Below are 16,637 nucleotides of genomic sequence, written 5' to 3'. Positions count from 1 at the left end.
GGGTTTCCCGCTGAGCCGTTCCGCCGCACCTTGGCGTTTCCGGCAGTGCCGCTAGGATGCTCCGCCCATGCGCGTCGAGCTCCTGTGTACCGGTGATGAACTCGTCACCGGGCTCATTACGGACACCAACAGTCCCTGGTTCGAGGACAAGCTCTTCCAACTGGGCGTGAAGGTGGAGCGGGTGCTCCTCGTGGGCGACGTTCGCCCGGACATCACCCAGGCACTGCTGGAGGTGGCCTCCCGCGCGGACGTGGCGCTCGTCTCGGGAGGACTGGGCCCGACGATGGACGACTTCACGCTCGAGTGCGCCGCTGCGGCGGCGGGCGTTCCTCTGGAGGAGAGTCCCCAGGCGATGGAGTGGATTCGCGAGCGGTATGCGAAGCGCTCCCTTCCGCTGAACCCGGGCGCCTTCCGCATGGCGCGGATTCCTCGAGGGGCCGAGGTGGTGCGCAACCCCGTGGGCTCCGCGCCCCTGGTCCTCTTCCGGCTGGGGCGTTGCCAGCTCTTCTTCGTGCCGGGAGTGCCTCGCGAGTACAAGGCCCTGGCCGAGGATGAGGTGCTGCCGCGCATCCGAGCGGCGCTGGAGAAGGACTCGGAGCGCGTCTACCGGGCCTTCCGGTTGCTGAAGACCGTGGGCATTCCCGAGTCCCAACTGGATGCGAGTGTGGCTCCCTTGGTTCCGCGGCATCCCCAGGTGGTGTTTGGCTTTCGCACCCATGCTCCGGAGAACCACCTCAAGCTGATGGCGACGGCTGGCACGCAGGCCGAGGCGGATGCGGCGCTCGCAGCCGCCGAGGCGGCTTCCCGGCAGGTGGTCGGAACGAAGGTCTTCGGCGTGGATGACGAGGACTACGCCGCGGTGATCGCCAGGATGCTGACCGAGGCGAAGGCCACACTGTCCACCGCGGAGAGCTGCACGGGAGGCCTCATCGCTACCCAGCTCACCGCGGTGCCGGGGTCGAGCGCCTTCTTCATAGGAGGCGCGGTTTCATACTCGGAGAAGGTGAAGATGGCCTGGGTGGGAGTTCCCCCGGAGGTGCTGGATCGCCACACCGCCGTGTCGCGAGAGGCGGCGGTGGCCATGGCCGAGGGTGTGCGTACCGCCTGTGGGACGACCTACAGCCTGTCGGTGACGGGCTATGCGGGGCCTACGGGAGGCACGCCCGAGGATCCCGTGGGCACCGTCTATTGTGGGTTCGCCGCCGAGGGGCACCCGACCCACTGTGAGCGTTTCACTTTCGTGGGAGATCGAGAGCGCGTGCGCCTCTTTGCGGCCAACTCAGCGCTCGAACTCCTGCGTCAGCATCTTCTCTCGCGAGCCTCCGTTCCATGAGCCGCAAGTCCAAGCGTTCCAAGAAGGACTCCTCTTCCGAGGAGGCTTCCTCGCCGGCCTCGCCTCCGTTGTCCGCCGAACCCGTTCCGGCTCCTGCCCCGGAGGCAGGCTCTGCGCAGGCAGTGCAGGTTTCCCAGCCCGAGCCTCATGCCGCCGTATCGGACAAGCCGGGTGATCCACCCGAGCCTGTCGCGGCATCACCGGGTGAGGGAGCTTGGGCGGCCGCGCGCATCTGGTTCTCCGCGTATCGGGTGGAGGTGCTGCTCTTCCTGGTGAGCTTCGTGGTGCTGGCGAGCTTCAGCTCGCAGCGATTCCTGCGCCAGAGCGCGGCCCCTCACTTCATCTACCAGGCACAGTCCTGGATGGAGGGGCGGCTGGACGTGGATCCGGAGGTGCTGCCCAACCTGGAAGACTGGGCCTGCGTGCGAGTGGTGGGCGGAGCGAAGGTCCGCTGCGAGGGTCGGCCGCTGCCGACGGATCGCTGGTTCGTGAGCTTTCCGTCGTTCCCGGCGGTGGCGATGCTGCCCTTCGTGGCGCTGCATGGGTACCAGTTCAATGACACCTCGTTTGGGGTGATCATCGGAGCGCTGGCCGTGGCGCTCTTCTACTCGCTGCTGCGCTACCTCGCCCAGGAGGGCGAGTCGCCAAGGAACCGGAACGAGAACATCGCGCTCGCGCTGATCCTCGCCTTCGGCACGCTGTTCTTCTACTGCGCGATCCGCGGAGAGGTGTGGTTCAGCGCGGAGGTGATGGGGGTGGCGCTGACGTGCCTCTACGCGCGCAACGCCGTCCGAGCGCACCGTCCCGTGCTGGCCGGGGTGTTCTTCTCCATGGCGACGCTCACCCGTACGCCCCTGCTCTTCTCGGGCCTCTTCTTCGTGCTGGAGGCGCTGTGCCCGGGGCCGGACCGGCTCGCGCAGCTCCGTGCCCTGTCGAGCCACTGGAAGCCTGCGGCTCGCAAGGTGGGCCTCTTCGCCCTGGGGGCGGCGCCGCTCGCAGTCCTGGCAGCCGCCTACAACCTCTACCGCTTCGGGAGGCCCGGCGAGTTCGGCCACGCATTCCTCTACAACAACCGCGTCAACACGGACATCGATCGGTATGGGCTCTTCAACCTGACCTATCTCCAGCGCAACCTGGAAGCGGCGTTCCTCAAGCTTCCGCGCGTGTCCTTGCACCCGCTCGAGCTGGGCTACGACCCGTATGGGATGACGTTGCTACTGACGCTGCCGCTGCTCGTCTTCCTGGTCATCCCGAAGACGCGCCCGCGGCTGCACTGGCCGTTGTGGCTCACCGTGGCGGTGTGTGCGCTGCCGGGGCTCTTCTACCAGAACACGGGCTACATGCAGTTCGGCTTCCGCTTCAGCCTCGACTACACGCCCTACCTGCTGCTGCTCTTCGCCGTTGGGGGCTGGGCCCTGCGCAACCGCTGGGTGCAGGTGGCCGTGGGGCTCGGCGTGCTGGTGAACTTCTGGGGCGCCGCAGCCTTCCATGGTTACACCGAGTACGTCCGGAACTGGTAGCTGGGCACCGCTTGGGTTGCGTCCGCCAGGCCGCGAGTGCACATAAGGAGCGTCATGCAACCGCCTACCGGTCAGCCTCCCTTCGGCAAGCGCTGGCACACGCGCGAGGACAGTGGCATCCGTCTCGACAAGGCCTTGCGCTGGTGGCACGACGACGAGCCCATCGAGCATCCGAAGATCATCGAGCTCTTCAACACCTCGCTGGTGATCGATGACGACGGGCGCTACCAACTGCGCATCGGCCAGGACTGGTGCTTCATCCAGGTGGAAGACGCCGCCTACGAGGTCCGCACGGTGGACGTGACGCCAGACGAGCGTGTGTCCGTTCGCTTGAGCGACCGCACGGCTGAGGCGCTCGATCTCGCCACGCTCGCGCTGGATCCGGATGGTGTCTTCTCTTGCCGGGTCAAGCGAGGCCGGGCCAAGGCCCGCTTCTCTCGAGATGCCCAGCACCAGTTGGGCGAGCTGCTGGAGGAAGGGGAGGGAGGCCGCCTCTTCCTCCGAGCTGGGCAGAGCCGCCTGGCGCTGCCCGTGTCGCTCGAGTCGCCGTCGGCCTGAGCAAAAGAAACGAAGAGGTCGGGGCTCATGAAGGACCCGGCCTCCTGTTCTCAGGCGATTCTCAAGCCACCGCCTCTGTCGGTTCGGACGCTGCTGCCGGGACGGGCGGAGCCACGCCGATCAACTCGGTGGCCAGCCCCTCCAGCGCCTCGGGGTGCTCGCGCAGCCACTCGGCGGCCCGCTCACGGCCCTGGCCGATCCGCTCGCCCCGCAGGCTGAAGTGGCTGCCGGACTTCTCGATGAGACCCGCCTGGACGCCCAGGTCCAGTACCTCGCCCGCGCGGTGGATGCCCACGCCGTACACCAGGTCGAACTCGGCCTCCTGGAAGGGCGGGGCCAGCTTGTTCTTCACCACCTTCACTTTTGCCCGAGTCCCGATGACGTTCTCTCCATCCTTGAGGTTGCCCGTGCGCCGGATCTCCAGCCGCATCGAGGAGTAGAACTTCAGCGCGTTGCCGCCCGTGGTCGTCTCCGGGTTGCCGAACATCACTCCGATCTTCATGCGGATCTGGTTGATGAAGATGATGCACGCACCCGAACGGCTCACCGCGCCCGTGAGCTTGCGCAGGGCCTGACTCATCAGCCGGGCCTGCACGCCCATGTGCGCATCGCCCATCTCACCCTCGATCTCGGCTCGCGGCACCAGCGCCGCCACCGAGTCCACCACGATCAGGTCCACTGCCCCCGAGCGGACGAGGTGCTCGGTGATCTCCAGCGCCTGCTCGCCCGTGTCGGGCTGCGAGATGAGCAACTCCTCCACACGCACGCCCAGCTTGCGCGCGTAGTGGACATCCAGCGCATGCTCCGCATCGATGAAGGCAGCCACGCCGCCCGCTGCCTGCACCTGCGCGATGGCGTGCAGCGTGAGCGTCGTCTTGCCGGAGGACTCGTTGCCGAAGATCTCCACCACGCGCCCACGCGGATAGCCGCCCACCCCCAGTGCCCGATCCAGGCTCACCGAGCCCGAGGGAATGACCGCCACCTTCTGCTCCTGTGCCTCGCCTCCCAGAGGCATCACCGCCCCTTTGCCGAACTGCTTCTCGATCGCCGCCACCGCCGCCGCCACCGCCTTCAACTTCTCCGTCACCTTGTTCATCGCTTCTCCAACGCCGCCCTTCTCGGGACATGAGTGCTGCGCTCGGGTGGAACGCCGCCGAACGCATCGCGTGGAGCCATGAGCAATGAGCATGCCGTGAGCCTTCCCCTCTGAAGCAGAGGCGCGAGACGCCCAAAACGCGCGCGCACCGTCCACGGCCGTGGATGCCGTGAGACGGTGCGCGTGGACGACGTGAACTCGAACCCCTTCGGGACGGGCCTGAAGGAGCTTAGTGGTGCCGGCCTCCGCCCCGGTTCTCACGGGCGGGAGTCGCGGGGTGGTAGTTCCCGGGAGGCGGCCCACGGTGGTCCCGTTCTCGGTATCCGTCGCGCGAGTCCCGCTCTCGGTATCCGCCGCGCGGGTCCCTCTCTCGGTATCCGTCGCGATAGCTGGGGCGGTAGTAGTGAGGCCTGCCGCCGTAGCCGTAGTAGTAGCGGTTCACGACCGGGTAGCGGCGCCAGGAATGCATGAAGTAGTTGGGGTGGCCCCAGCTCACGGAGATTCCCGCGTGGCGGTAGACGGGGATGACGATGCGCAGCGAGCCAGGGATCGCCCATCCGCCACCGGCGAAGACCCAGGCCCCACCGCGGTGGAACCACCTGGGGGAGACGAACACGAGGCCTGGCCGCGGGGGCGTCACCCAGCTTCCCTCGATCCAGACCCAGTTCGAGCCGGACCAGTACCAGTAACCCGGGGCCCACGTGACGTTCGTCGACGGAGCGGGAGGCTGGAACTCTGTCTGCGCGGTGGGGGGGGCCTGCGTCGTGGCTACCTCCTCATTGACGACATCGACGGGGATCTCCACCTCGTTCGAGTTGGTGCGGGCCCAACCACTCGACACCCAGCGCCACCCGTCATAGTCCTGCCGCCAGTAGCCGTTGATGAACTGGTAGCCGGCCATGGGAGAGATCCAGGCGCCCTGCTTGAAGCGCCACTCGTCTCCATCCCAGTACCAGTGACCCGAGGTCCACACCGCACCCGAGAAGGGACGAGCGGTGGGATTCTCCGCGGGAAGCTCCGGTGGAGCGGAAGGCGCCACGGGGGAGGAGTCCACCTCGTAGTCGTCCTCATTCTCCTGAGCCGCGACCGGTGCGGTCTGCGCATACACAGCCTGGGCCGCCAGTACGGCAACCACACAGGCCAACCATCGAGGAGCCATGACATTGCCTCCGTTGGACATCGCCAACCCCTGAAAGATACGGGTGCAGGCTTGGGCCGCACCCTCTCGACTCATGAATAGGACGGGGGGGCCGGTGTTTCATTCAGACCCTGTGCGCCTATGTCGCTCCACGAGGCAGGGGGAGGGCAAGGTAACGCACGAGGGGTTGGTCGCTGGACATTCGTGCAGTCCTTCCGTCGTTCAGTCGACGGAAGGGGAGGGCGAGCGTCCCTCTCGGCCGCGCTCGGCGATGGATTCGGGGACACCCCCCTGGCCGCCGATTTCCTGGTGGAGCTGGATGACGGTGTCGCGTACCCGACGGATCAGCGCGTCCCGGTCCTCGTTCGTGAGCCCCTTCGTCTCGATGGGTTGACCCACCTTCACGCGGATGTCGTGCCGGCGCAGCCAGATCCCGCCCTGGGGAAGGGTCTGCAACGAGCCCTCGATGGCGACGGGGATGATGGGGACCTGGGCCTCGATGGCGATCATGAACGTGCCCTTCTTGAAGGGATGGATGAGCCCGTCGCGCGAGCGGGTGCCCTCGGGGAAGGCGAGGACCGACTTGCCCGAGCGGATGTGCTCGCCCGCGCGCTTCAGGCTCTGGAGCGCCTCCCGGTGGTTGGAGCGATTGACGAAGATCATCCCCGTCATCGCCATGTACCAGCCGAGGAAGGGCACGTGCTTGAGGACGTGCTTGGCGATGAACCGGATGTTCACCGGCAGCGCCGCGAACGCGCAGGGGATGTCCATCGCCGACTGGTGGTTCATCAGGAAGATGTAGGGCTTGCTCCAGTCGAGGTCCGGCAGGGGCTCGACGAACATCCGCGAGCCATTGATGCGCCAGTGCATGGGAGCCCAGAAGCGGCGGGCCATCATCAGCGGCACACTGCCGTTGAGCGTCACCAGCATCATCACCCCCGCCAGGGTGATCCAGAAGGCGCCCCAGGCCGCCAGAAAGAGCAACTGGAGCACATTGAGGAGGGGATAAAGGATCTTCATCGGCGGAAGAATCTGGGCTGGGCGCCTTTTTGGGGGAGCCCTTATCACGCCAGGGAAGGGCTGTGGGCGGTTGTACCGTCCACAGTTGTGCGATGGGCACGGACTTCGTTGACTTTGCCTGGGGAGGCAGGAAGTTCTCCCCTGTGACTGCAAGCTCCGACACCCGTCCCCACGTGGTCATCCTTGGCGGAGGCTTCGGTGGCCTCTATGCCGCGATGCGGTTGAAGCGCGCGCCGGTGCGCGTGACGCTCGTGGATCGCCACAACCATCATCTCTTCCAACCGCTGCTGTACCAGGTGGCCACCGCGACGCTCAGTCCGAGCGACATCGCCTCGCCGCTGCGAGGCATCCTCGGCCGGTACGGCATCTCCGTGTTGCTCGCGGAGGCGACGGGGATCGACGTGCAGGGCAAGCGGGTACTCCTCGCGGACGGAGAGCTGACGTACGACTTCCTCATCGTCGCAACCGGCGCCACGCACTCCTACTTCGGGCGTGACGAGTGGGGCCGTTACGCGCCGGGGTTGAAGACGATCGAGGATGCGGTGGAGATCCGGCGGCAGGTGTTGCTCGCCTTCGAGCTGGCCGAGCGCGAGCCGGAGCCGGTCCGTCGCCGGGAACTGCTGACCTTCGTCATCGTCGGAGGAGGCGCCACCGGGGTGGAGATGGCCGGGGCGCTCTCGGAGATCAGTCACCACGCCCTGGTGCGGGATTTCCAGAACATCGATCCCAGTCAGGCGCGCATCCTGTTGGTGGAGGGGGCTGCCCATGTGCTGCCCACCTACCCGGAGAATCTGTCCCTCAACGCGCGTCGCTCGTTGGAGCGACTGGGAGTGGAAGTCCGAACAGGAGTCCGTGTCACGCGGATCGACGAGACCGGGGTCTACATCGGGGACGAGCACATCCCCGCGTACACGAAGATCTGGGCGGCTGGAGTGGCGGCCTCTCCGGTGGCGAAGTCGCTGGGCGTGCAGTTGGACCGGGCCGGCCGGGTGGAGGTGACCCCCGAGCTCAACCTTCCAGGCCGCAAGGATGTCTTCGTCATCGGAGATCTGGCGCTCTTCAAGGAGAAAGGTCAGGCCGTGCCGGGCGTGGCGCCTGCGGCGATGCAGGAAGGCAAGCACGCAGCGAAGAACATCCTCCGCCAGCTCAAGGGCCAGCCGGTGGAACCCTTCAGCTACTGGGACCGAGGCATGTTCTCCGTGATTGGCCGAGGCTCGGCGGTGGGCATCGCGCTCGAACGCTTCCGCATGTCGGGCTACATCGCCTGGCTCGCCTGGCTGTTCATCCACATTCTTTTTCTCATCGGCTTCCGCAGCAAGGTGGCCGTGCTCGTGAACTGGGCCTACTCGTATGTGGCCTTCCGGCGGTCCGCTCGAATCATCACGGGGGGAGTCCCGTTGCGGGGACGCTCTTCGGGGAAGAGCGCGCTGCCCGCCGCGGGGGCAATCCTCGAAGAGCCGCACAAGGCCACCGAGCCGCAGCCCGCCGTCCGCTCGGAGAGTCCCTGACATGGGATGTGGAGCCACTCACGGCTCTTCGGGGTGATCGGAGTGACCGTTGGGATGCGCCAGCCGGGTGAAGTAATCCGGCTTTGCGCCATGGGTGTTGGCATGGAGCCAGCCCCGGCGGTCCATGATGCGGCAGTCGATGGCGATCGCGAGGTCCGCATCCTTGATGCGTGCGTGCCCCTCCAGGTCCGCGCGCGTCAGCGCGAGCTTGAGGATGCGATCGTGCGCTCGGGCGGACAGCCCATGCTGGACCACGGCTCTCTCCAACTTGCCCATGGCTGCGGAGCCCAGCGCGCAGTGCTCGCGGATGAGCCGCGGCGGCATCTGGGCATTGCAGTGCACTCCTGGCTCGTCTCGGAACCGGGCCCGTTGGCGCTCGCGTGCGGCCTCCACCCGCTCGCGGTAGTACGAACTCGGAGGCTCGACGTTCTCGCGCTGGGCGATGTGCCGGTACTCCACGGGCCGGGTCTGCAGCGTGATGTCGATCCGGTCCAGCATGGGACCGCTCACCCGCGCGTGATACTCGAAGATCCGGTGCTCGAGGCATTGGCACGCACGGCCCGGCACGTTGAAGTAACCGCAGGGGCACGGGTTCATCGCCGCCACCAGCATCACCTGGCTCGGATAGGTGACGTTCTGGCTCGCCCGAGCCAGGTGGATGAGGCCTTCCTCCAGCGGCTGGCGCAGCACCTCCATGACGTTCTTGCGGAACTCCGGCAGCTCATCGAGGAACAACACGCCATGGTGCGCCATGGAGAGCTCCCCAGGTCGCGCCATGGGCCCACCCCCCACGAGGCCCGCATCCGAGATGGTGTGGTGCGGTGACCGGAAGGGGCGCTCTCGCATCAGCGCCTGGTCATCTCCCAGCAATCCGAGCACGGAGTAGATCTTCGTCACCTCCAGCGCCTCGGAGAACGTCATCGCGGGCAGGATGCCGGGCAGCCGCCGGGCGAGCATCGTCTTGCCCGAGCCCGGAGGCCCACACATGAGAACGTTGTGGCCACCGGCAGCCGCCAGCTCCAGCGCCATCTTGATCTCGGGCTGTCCCCGGACATCCGCCATGTCCAGCGGGGGAGGGCCTTTCGCCGCCGCAGTCGCGCTGCCCGAACGCACGTACGGGGACAGGATCCGGACGCCCGTGAGGTGCTCGACAGCATCGCGCAGGTGGTTCACGGGGAACACCTGGATGCCATCCACCAGCGCGGCCTCGGCCGCGTTCGCCGTGGGGACCATCACCCCCTGGAAGCCCCCTTTCTTCGCCGCCACCGCCAGTGGAAGCACGCCCTTGACGGGCTTGATCCACCCATCCAGCGACAGCTCTCCGCCGAAGAGGTAGTGCCCCAGGGGCTCCTCCTCCATCAACCGGGCCGCCGCCAGCACGCCCAGCGCGATGGGCAGCTCGAAGGCCGCGCCCTCCTTGCGAATGTCCGCGGGCGCCAGATTCACCGTGATGCGCTTCTGCGGCAGCTCGAAACCTGTGTTCTTCAGCGCCGAGATGACGCGCACCTTCGACTCGCGCACCGCTCCATCCGGCAGCCCTACGACGTTGAAGTAGGGCAGGCCGAGCGCCATATCCACCTCGCACTCCACCACCACCGCGTCGATCCCCATCAATGCGCCCGAGCGCACCCTCGCCAGCATTCCCACCCTCCGGGTTGTGTGCCCAGAGCAGTAGCAACAGCTGTACCAGGTAGTCTCAGAGGGGAGCGCACCGCTCGACCGTCCTAGGAACGGGATGGTGCGTCCACGAAGCGAGACTGAGGTGGACGGAGAGCGCCTCGCGCGGCGCCGCGTCTACAGGGATTTGCTGGGCCCGGAGCGCCGCGACGGCTTGGAGTCCACGCCACCTTCCGCGCCTGCGGAGGTAGAGGCTTCCTTCCAGGTGATGCGGTAGGTGCAGGCATGGCCGTCGTAGCCGTGCGACTCGACTCGCAGCTCCCTGGCGCCGGACATGGCCACACCCGCCTGGATGATGCCGGCGGTGAACTCGGGGACGTCGCCCACCTCGTTCATCCACACGTCGAACTGGGTGGGGCCCAGCTCCGTGATGCGTGTCTCCGTGTAGTTGTTGCCCGCCCGGAAGTTCTGCGTCGCCCGGGAGATGGTCCGGCGCGGGCCCAGCACGCGCAGCAGCCCCATCACCGCTCGCCCCAGCATCGTCTGCCGGAAGCCATCGACATAGAGCTCGCCGAGCTTGAAGGTGGAGCGGGGCAGGGGCTCGCCTGGGAACAGCTCCTCCGCCGCGATGCGGATGAACTTCATCCAGGACTGGAAGGAGTACGCCGGCTTGATCTTCTGATCGACATCCAGCCCGGCCTCACGCAGCCGCGCCCGGCACTCAGGCGTCAGGCGTCCACCGAGCGCGCGCACGAACAGCGCTTCGATCGTCTGTTCGAAAACCAGGAGCTCGTCGGCCATGAGGTGGCGCAATGTATCCGACGAGCCCCTGGATGGGAACGGCGCCCGCTATGGAGTGGGCGGAGCCGGAGGAGCGTCAGGCGCGGGAGGAGCGCCCTCTTGCCCCGGCACCACGGCACCCTGCGGCAGGTCCTCGGTCGCCATGCCTAGCACCTTGGCCCCGGCCGCCTTGGCGCCGTCCAGCGCGCCAATGAGCTTGCCGTAGTTCGTCTTGTCGTTCGCCATGAAGAAGACGATGCGGTCGTCCTTCTGCTTGGCGGCGAGCATCTTCGTCAGCCGGGCGACGTACTCCTCCTGGGAGGGCATCACCTCGGTGTTGATCTTGATGCCGCCCTGCTCGTCCAGCTGCACCACGAGCTGATCGTCCGGAGGCGGCTCGTTGTTCTGCTGCACCTCGGTGTCAGGCACCTTCACCTCGATGTCCTTCTCGAGCAGAGGCGTGATCACCATGAAGATGATGAGGAGCACGAGCACCACGTCCACCAGCGGCGTGACGTTGATGTCCGAGTTGGGAGGGGTCTGCGGCTTGACCCACTGGCGTTTCTTGATTCCGGACATGGCTATTCCTTCAGCTCCTCGACGCCCAGGGCGATGCTCTTGGCCTTCGCCTTGCGGGCAATCTCCATCGCCCTGCGCACGTCCCCTACCTGCAGGGAGCTGTCACCCTTGAGGAGGATGCGCTTGCCCGGGTTGGTCTCCAGCTCCTCGCGGAGCTTGTTCTCCAGACCGGCGGCGTCGTACTCGTCATTCTCCAGGAACATCTTCTTGTCCGGAGTGACGGAGAGGATCATCGGATCCGTCTCGGTCTTTTCCTTGCTGATGTTCGTCGCCTTGGGCAGCGTGACCGACTTGCCACGCTGAAGCATGGGCGTGATCACCATGAAGATGATGAGGAGCACCAGCACCACGTCCACCAGCGGAGTGATGTTGATCTCGTTCTTGATCCCCTTGCTGGGGCCTGCTGCCATTCCCATGGATGCACCTGGGGCTTTTTTGAGCGGGGGCTAGGAGGAGACCGGCCCGCCACGCACGGGAACCTTCGCGGAAAGGCTCCTCGGATGCTCAGGCGGGCCGGGAGGCGGCCACGAGGGCCGCCCGGCTGGCTTCAGGCCGACTGCTGCTGGGAGTGCGAAGCGCCGCCGGTCAGCTGACGGGCCACCACGTCCAGGAACTCGTTGGAGGACTCGGAGATGTCCACCGAGCGCGCGTCCACCCAGCCCTGGAGGAAGTTGTACGCCATCACGGCGGGGATCGCCACGAGCAGACCGAACGCCGTGGTGATGAGCGCCTCGGCGATACCGGCGGAGATGGTGCCCAGACCGCCCGAGCCGGACTCGGCCATGAGCTGGAAGGCGTTGATGATACCCATCGTCGTGCCGAGCAGACCGACGAACGGCGCCGTCGAGCCCACCGTGGCCAGCACGCCCAGGCCACGCTTCATGCTCTGCACCTCGCGCTGCGCCTGGCGCTCGAGCGCGCGGGCCACCGACTCCACGGCCACTTCCTTGTTGTTGGGGCTGATCCGGTATGCCGTCAGGCCCGAGTTGATGACCCGGCCCAGGTGACCCACGTCCTTGCCCAGGTTCGTGTTGGCCGCCGTGCTCAGATCGCCCTTGGCGAGGATGGCGCCCATCTTCGACGCGAAGGTGCGCGAGTCCGCCCGCGTCTTGCGGAAGACCACCATGCGCTCCGCCATGACGACCAGGGAGGCGACCGACATCGCCGCTAGGGTGAAGATGATGATGCGGGCGAAGGTGCCCGTGGCGTTCCAGATTTCAATCAGCGAGAAGTGCATGGCGGTATGAGCGCTCCTCCACGAGCGCGGGGGGGTAACAGCTATTCAAGGTAAGGCGAGGAAGCGACCGTCGATCAGCGCGGAAGGGTCAGCTTGATGTTGAACGTGTAGTCCACCTGGACCGCCCGGCCCTGGAAGGTGACCGGCTTGTAGCGTGCCGCGTACAGCGCGTCCAGCACGGCCTGTTCCATGTGGGGCAGCGGCTTGATGATGCGGCACTTCTCCACCTTGCCCTCGGTGGTGATGACGCACTTGACGATCATCAGGCCCTGGACGTGCGCCTCGAGCGCCTCGCGCGTGTACTGGGGAATGGGACCAGACGTTTTCTCCGGGCGCGTCATTCCCGCGCCGAACGGGAGCACGTCCGTACCGGTGCTGCCCACCTGGCCACCGAGCACTCCACCGAGCACTCCGCCCACCACACCGCCGACCACGCCGCCCTCGACGCCACCCTCGTCGCTCTCGACTTCCTGCTCGGAAGGCTCGGGCTCCGGCTCGGGCTCCTTCTCAGGAGGCTTGGTCTGCGGGATCTCCTTCGGCGGGATCATCGCGTCCGGCTTCTTCGGCTTGGGCTTCTCGGTCTTGGGCTTGGCCGGAGGCGGAGGAGGCGGCGGGGGAGGGGGAGGCGGCGCCATGGCGGCCTTGAAGGTGACCTCCACCTCCTTTTCCTCCATAGGGGGTGGGCGCATGGAGATCCACAGCGCCAACCCAAGGAGTCCGACGTGCAGGATCACGGAGACCACGGCGCCAGTACCGAACCGGGCCTTGGGCACCGCTCCGCGGTCAAGGACAGAGTCAAACATGCGCGATAACTCCTCAACACCAGTGGGCGACCCATTCAGCCCCGCCGATCAGAAGGCGAGCCACAATACAGAAAAGCGATGTGCGTTCAAGCTGGGGTCGTCCGGGGGATGACGGACGAAACGGCGCAATGCCCCACTGGTCACCAAAAAGCAACCATCTATTGACAACTTACTGACCTCAGATATTTTCCGGGGCCATTTTTGGTTGCATCCGCCCACCTTGGAGGGGTTCGGCATGAGGTTAACCCGTGTGCTCCGGGACACCGGAGTTGTGTTGGTTGCAGGCCTGCTGTTCGGGTCAGCGGCCATGGCTCAGTCCAGCGTCATCATCGGTACGGTCGTCAATGCCGACCCATCCGCGAACAAGGCGCCGATTGAGAACGTGGTCGTCACCGCTACCTCGCCCAACCTGCTGGGTGAGCAAACGGTCGTAACGGACAAGAGTGGCCAGTACCGTATTCCCCAGCTGCCGCCGGGTGTGTTCACCCTGCGCTTCGAGTCCGAGGGCTTCAAGCCCTTTGCCCGCTCGGACATCCAGCTGCGCCTCAACCGCACCATCCGCGTCAACGTCGAGCTGCTGCCCGAGGCCTTCACGGAAGTGATCGAGGTGGCCGGCACCCCGCCGACGATCGACGTGGGCTCCACCGCCACGGGCGTGAACGTGGATCAGGACTTCATCCGCCGTATCGCCGTGAACCGCCCGGGTGGCAAGGGTGGCGCGGCTCGCTCCTTCGAGAGCCTGGCGGAGCTGGCTCCGGGCGCCCAGAACGACACCTATGGTGTGTCCATCAACGGCGCAACCTCACCGGAGAACGGCTACGTGGTGGACGGCATCTCCACGGGTGACCCGGCCTACGGCGTGAACGCCAGCCCGCTGAGCGTCGAGTTCGTGCAGGACGTGAACGTCATCACCGGTGGCTACCTGCCGGAGTACGGCCGTGCCACCGGCGGCGTCATCACCGCGGTGACGCGCTCGGGCTCCAACGAGTTCCACGGCACCGTGTTCGGCAACTTCACCCCGGGCGCCTTCGAGGGTAACCGCGCCCAGGTGATCAGCCAGGGCTCGGTGGTCAGCGGCAAGAACGCCTTGAAGAACCTGGGCGATTTCGGCGCCACCCTCGGCGGTCCGATCCTCAAGGACCGGCTGTGGTTCTTCGCTGGTGTCGCGCCCTCCTTCACCCGCTATGAGCACACCCGCGCGTTCAACGCCTTCGTGGTGGAGAACCACAAGCGCGTGACCAACGACCGCGGCTTCCTCGAGACCGTCCCTATCAAGGACTCGGAGCAGACCTACTTCGCCGACGCTCAGAGCCTGCAGTACATGGGCAAGCTGACCTACCTCGTCAACGATGACCACAACCTGTCGGTGTCCGTGCTGGGCACGCCGTCCACCACGGGTGGCCTGGGCCGGCTCACGATTGACCCGCAGACCGGTGGCATCCTGGCGCGCATGCCGTCCTCCCCGGCCTTCTATACAAGCCTGACGGAGAAATCGAACACGACGAGCATCGGCGGAAAGTACTCCGGCTCCTTCATGGACAAGAAGCTGCTGGCGGACGTCAACGTCGGCTACTTCCACCAGGTGGCCTCCTCGCTGCCGGCGGACGGCAGCGAGCTCGGCTCGACGACGGGTCTGGCCGGCACGTATCGCGTTCGCTACATCCTGCCGGCCTCAATGACCAACTACGAGAACGTGCCGGACGCCGAGAATAACTGCGGCCCCGCCGCCGACCCCGATACGCTGCTGCGCTGCCGCGTCACCACGTATGACCTGGGTGGCCCCGGCTACATCAGTGACTCGACGCTGAATCGCTACCAGGCCAACGCGAAGCTGACCTACCTGCTCAACCTGGCGGGCCAGCACGTGTTCAAGGGCGGCGTGGACGTGGAGTTCCTCCAGTACGACCAGGCCAAGGCCTACACCGGCGGCAACTTCCTCCAGCAGACGGACATCAGCGGGCTCGTCTACAACGGCTCGCCGCTGCCGGACGGTACCTACGGCTTCATCGATGCGCGCCGTTACGGCTATCAGAGCAGCCCGGACAGCATCACCCCGGAGCTCGTCCAGTCCGCGAAGACCAAGGGCAGCACGATCGGCGGCTTCCTGCAGGACAGCTGGTCCATCGCCAACCGGGTGACCCTGAACCTCGGTCTGCGCTATGACGTGCAGCGCCTGTACGGCGCCAGCGGTGACCTGGCCCTGGTGCTGGGCAACCAGTGGTCGCCGCGTATCGGTGCCATCGTCGACCCGCTCGGCAACGGCCACATGAAGCTGTTCGCCAACGCGGCCCGCTACTACGAGCAGGTCCCCCTGGACATGGCCGATCGCTCCTTCCCGGGCGAGCGCCGCTTCTACGGGTACCGCGTCGCGGGCGATGGCACCAATGGCTGCAATCCCCGCCTGGCCCCTTCGGAGTCCGGCTGCGAGGATCCGCGCTACGTCGCCCAGCTGCCCTCCGAGGAGCTGAGCGCCAACCGCCTGTACAGCGGCGGCAAGACGGACTCGGTGCCGGTGGACCCGGACATCGCCCCGCAGGGCTCGGATGAGCTCGTCGTCGGCGGCGAGTACGAGCTGCTGGCCAACATGCGGTTCGGTGCGAGCTACACCTACCGCACGATGACCAACGTCATCGAGGACATGAGCCGTGACGATGGCAACACCTACTTCATCGGCAACCCGGGCCGCGGCTTCGCGAAGGACTTCCCCGAGGCCCAGCGCGACTACAACGCCGTCACCCTGTACCTGAACCGCACCTTCGCCGATGGCTGGCTTGCCCAGGCAAGCTACACCTGGTCGCGCCTGTACGGTAACTACCCCGGTCTGTTCCGCCCGGAGACGGCGCAGCTCGACCCGAACATCACCTCGGACTTCGACCTGATCGAGCTGCTCGAGAACCGCACGGGCCTGCTGCCGGGTGACCAGACGCACTCCGTGAAGCTCTTCGGCGCCAAGGAGTTCGCTTTCTCGAACGCGCTGTCGGGCAGCCTCGGCCTGTCCTACCGCGGTAACTCGGGCCGCCCCATCAACTACCTGGGCGCTCACCCGACCTACCTGGCCAACGAGGTGTTCGTCCTTCCGCGTGGCTCGGGTGGCCGCACCCCCTGGGTGAACAACATCGACAGCAACATCGGCGTGAACTACCGCGTCACCAAGGACAACGTGGTGTCCTTCACCCTGGACGTGTTCAACCTGTTCAACTTCCAGACGGTCACCAGCGTGGACGAGACGTACACCTCCCAGAACGTGTTCCCGCTCAAGGGCGGCAAGCCCTCGGATCTGCAGGTGCCGGAAGGTGCGAACCTGCCGGTCGCGCGCAACCGGGCGACGGGGGGCTTCCTCGTGAACAACTCGACGGACACGAACCCCAACTTCAAGCAGCCGACCCAGTACCAGTCGCCGCGCCAGGTGCGTCTGGGCCTGCGTTACTCCTTCTAAGTCCTAGACCGA

14 protein-coding genes are annotated in these 16,637 nt (G+C 66.4%); 5 read left to right on the top strand and 9 right to left on the bottom strand.

Going from position 1 to position 16,637, the window contains the following annotated elements; all coding sequences use genetic code 11:
• The first annotated feature begins 67 nt into the window (after positions 1-67).
• From KY501_RS25105 to KY501_RS25095, 3 genes are read left to right on the top strand one after another with little or no spacing between them, the layout of a single operon-like run.
• On the top strand, positions 68-1,333 hold the full coding sequence (locus tag KY501_RS25105; protein WP_224365888.1) for a CinA family nicotinamide mononucleotide deamidase-related protein: 1,266 nt from the start codon (positions 68-70) through the stop codon (positions 1,331-1,333).
• A complete protein-coding gene (locus KY501_RS25100; RefSeq protein WP_224365886.1) occupies positions 1,330-2,853 on the top strand; it encodes a hypothetical protein in 1,524 nt (507 codons plus the stop codon). Before KY501_RS25105 ends, KY501_RS25100 begins: the two co-directional genes overlap by 4 nt.
• A 54-nt stretch (positions 2,854-2,907) precedes the next feature.
• Entirely contained in the window at positions 2,908-3,411 is a 504-nt protein-coding gene (locus tag KY501_RS25095; RefSeq protein ID WP_224365884.1) for a DUF1285 domain-containing protein, read from the top strand.
• Positions 3,412-3,472: 61 nt separating this feature from the next.
• Here KY501_RS25095 and recA read toward each other — a convergent pair whose 3' ends face one another.
• The 3 genes from recA to KY501_RS25080 all read right to left on the bottom strand — a co-directional run bounded on the left by recA (position 3,473) and on the right by KY501_RS25080 (position 6,665).
• Positions 3,473-4,507, bottom strand: coding sequence for a recombinase RecA (gene recA / locus KY501_RS25090; protein WP_224365883.1), 1,035 nt, complete (start codon positions 4,505-4,507; stop codon positions 3,473-3,475).
• Positions 4,508-4,736: 229 nt separating this feature from the next.
• Positions 4,737-5,666, bottom strand: coding sequence for a hypothetical protein (locus KY501_RS25085; protein WP_224365882.1), 930 nt, complete (start codon positions 5,664-5,666; stop codon positions 4,737-4,739).
• 201 nt (positions 5,667-5,867) lie between these two features.
• Positions 5,868-6,665: a lysophospholipid acyltransferase family protein gene (locus KY501_RS25080; protein WP_224365880.1), complete on the bottom strand. Its 798-nt coding sequence runs from the start codon at positions 6,663-6,665 to the stop codon at positions 5,868-5,870.
• A gap of 215 nt (positions 6,666-6,880) precedes the next feature.
• Between KY501_RS25080 and KY501_RS25075 the strand changes: the two genes are divergently transcribed.
• The gene (locus KY501_RS25075; protein ID WP_373691640.1) at positions 6,881-8,173 is read left to right on the top strand and encodes an NAD(P)/FAD-dependent oxidoreductase; all 1,293 of its coding nucleotides are present in this window, start codon (positions 6,881-6,883) and stop codon (positions 8,171-8,173) included.
• A gap of 18 nt (positions 8,174-8,191) precedes the next feature.
• Here the strand turns inward: KY501_RS25075 and KY501_RS25070 are convergent, their stop codons facing one another.
• From KY501_RS25070 to KY501_RS25045, 6 genes are all read right to left on the bottom strand, one after another.
• Complete coding sequence (locus tag KY501_RS25070) at positions 8,192-9,814, bottom strand: YifB family Mg chelatase-like AAA ATPase (RefSeq protein ID WP_224365878.1); 1,623 nt, start codon at positions 9,812-9,814, stop codon at positions 8,192-8,194.
• 153 nt (positions 9,815-9,967) lie between these two features.
• On the bottom strand, positions 9,968-10,591 hold the full coding sequence (locus KY501_RS25065; RefSeq protein WP_224365876.1) for a DUF2378 family protein: 624 nt from the start codon (positions 10,589-10,591) through the stop codon (positions 9,968-9,970).
• 48 nt (positions 10,592-10,639) lie between these two features.
• On the bottom strand, positions 10,640-11,149 hold the full coding sequence (locus tag KY501_RS25060) for a biopolymer transporter ExbD (protein ID WP_224365874.1): 510 nt from the start codon (positions 11,147-11,149) through the stop codon (positions 10,640-10,642).
• A 2-nt stretch (positions 11,150-11,151) separates the two neighbouring features.
• The gene (locus KY501_RS25055) at positions 11,152-11,565 is read right to left on the bottom strand and encodes an ExbD/TolR family protein (protein ID WP_224365872.1); all 414 of its coding nucleotides are present in this window, start codon (positions 11,563-11,565) and stop codon (positions 11,152-11,154) included.
• Positions 11,566-11,696: 131 nt separating this feature from the next.
• Positions 11,697-12,386, bottom strand: a complete 690-nt coding sequence (locus KY501_RS25050; protein ID WP_224365870.1) for a MotA/TolQ/ExbB proton channel family protein — start codon at positions 12,384-12,386, stop codon at positions 11,697-11,699.
• A gap of 74 nt (positions 12,387-12,460) precedes the next feature.
• Complete coding sequence (locus KY501_RS25045; protein ID WP_224365868.1) at positions 12,461-13,189, bottom strand: energy transducer TonB; 729 nt, start codon at positions 13,187-13,189, stop codon at positions 12,461-12,463.
• Positions 13,190-13,424: 235 nt separating this feature from the next.
• Here KY501_RS25045 and KY501_RS25040 point away from each other — a divergent pair, with 235 nt between their 5' ends.
• Positions 13,425-16,625: a TonB-dependent receptor gene (locus tag KY501_RS25040; protein WP_224365866.1), complete on the top strand. Its 3,201-nt coding sequence runs from the start codon at positions 13,425-13,427 to the stop codon at positions 16,623-16,625.
• Positions 16,626-16,637: the final 12 nt, after the last annotated feature.

It is taken from the genome of Hyalangium versicolor, from assembly GCF_020103695.1.
GTDB classification, from domain to species: domain Bacteria; phylum Myxococcota; class Myxococcia; order Myxococcales; family Myxococcaceae; genus Hyalangium; species Hyalangium versicolor.
This window is presented reverse-complemented; position numbering and strand designations above follow the sequence as displayed.

What these genes read in the sequence shown, in the direction of transcription:
- KY501_RS25105 (WP_224365888.1), top strand. Translation starts at nt 68, where the DNA reads ATGCGCGTCGAGCTCCTGTGTACCGGTGATGAACTCGTCACCGGGCTC.
- KY501_RS25100 (WP_224365886.1), top strand. Translation starts at nt 1,330, where the DNA reads ATGAGCCGCAAGTCCAAGCGTTCCAAGAAGGACTCCTCTTCCGAGGAG.
- KY501_RS25095 (WP_224365884.1), top strand. Translation starts at nt 2,908, where the DNA reads ATGCAACCGCCTACCGGTCAGCCTCCCTTCGGCAAGCGCTGGCACACG.
- recA (WP_224365883.1), bottom strand. Translation starts at nt 4,507, where the DNA reads ATGAACAAGGTGACGGAGAAGTTGAAGGCGGTGGCGGCGGCGGTGGCG.
- KY501_RS25085 (WP_224365882.1), bottom strand. Translation starts at nt 5,666, where the DNA reads ATGGCTCCTCGATGGTTGGCCTGTGTGGTTGCCGTACTGGCGGCCCAG.
- KY501_RS25080 (WP_224365880.1), bottom strand. Translation starts at nt 6,665, where the DNA reads ATGAAGATCCTTTATCCCCTCCTCAATGTGCTCCAGTTGCTCTTTCTG.
- KY501_RS25075 (WP_373691640.1), top strand. Translation starts at nt 6,881, where the DNA reads ATGCGGTTGAAGCGCGCGCCGGTGCGCGTGACGCTCGTGGATCGCCAC.
- KY501_RS25070 (WP_224365878.1), bottom strand. Translation starts at nt 9,814, where the DNA reads ATGCTGGCGAGGGTGCGCTCGGGCGCATTGATGGGGATCGACGCGGTG.
- KY501_RS25065 (WP_224365876.1), bottom strand. Translation starts at nt 10,591, where the DNA reads ATGGCCGACGAGCTCCTGGTTTTCGAACAGACGATCGAAGCGCTGTTC.
- KY501_RS25060 (WP_224365874.1), bottom strand. Translation starts at nt 11,149, where the DNA reads ATGTCCGGAATCAAGAAACGCCAGTGGGTCAAGCCGCAGACCCCTCCC.
- KY501_RS25055 (WP_224365872.1), bottom strand. Translation starts at nt 11,565, where the DNA reads ATGGGAATGGCAGCAGGCCCCAGCAAGGGGATCAAGAACGAGATCAAC.
- KY501_RS25050 (WP_224365870.1), bottom strand. Translation starts at nt 12,386, where the DNA reads ATGCACTTCTCGCTGATTGAAATCTGGAACGCCACGGGCACCTTCGCC.
- KY501_RS25045 (WP_224365868.1), bottom strand. Translation starts at nt 13,189, where the DNA reads ATGTTTGACTCTGTCCTTGACCGCGGAGCGGTGCCCAAGGCCCGGTTC.
- KY501_RS25040 (WP_224365866.1), top strand. Translation starts at nt 13,425, where the DNA reads ATGAGGTTAACCCGTGTGCTCCGGGACACCGGAGTTGTGTTGGTTGCA.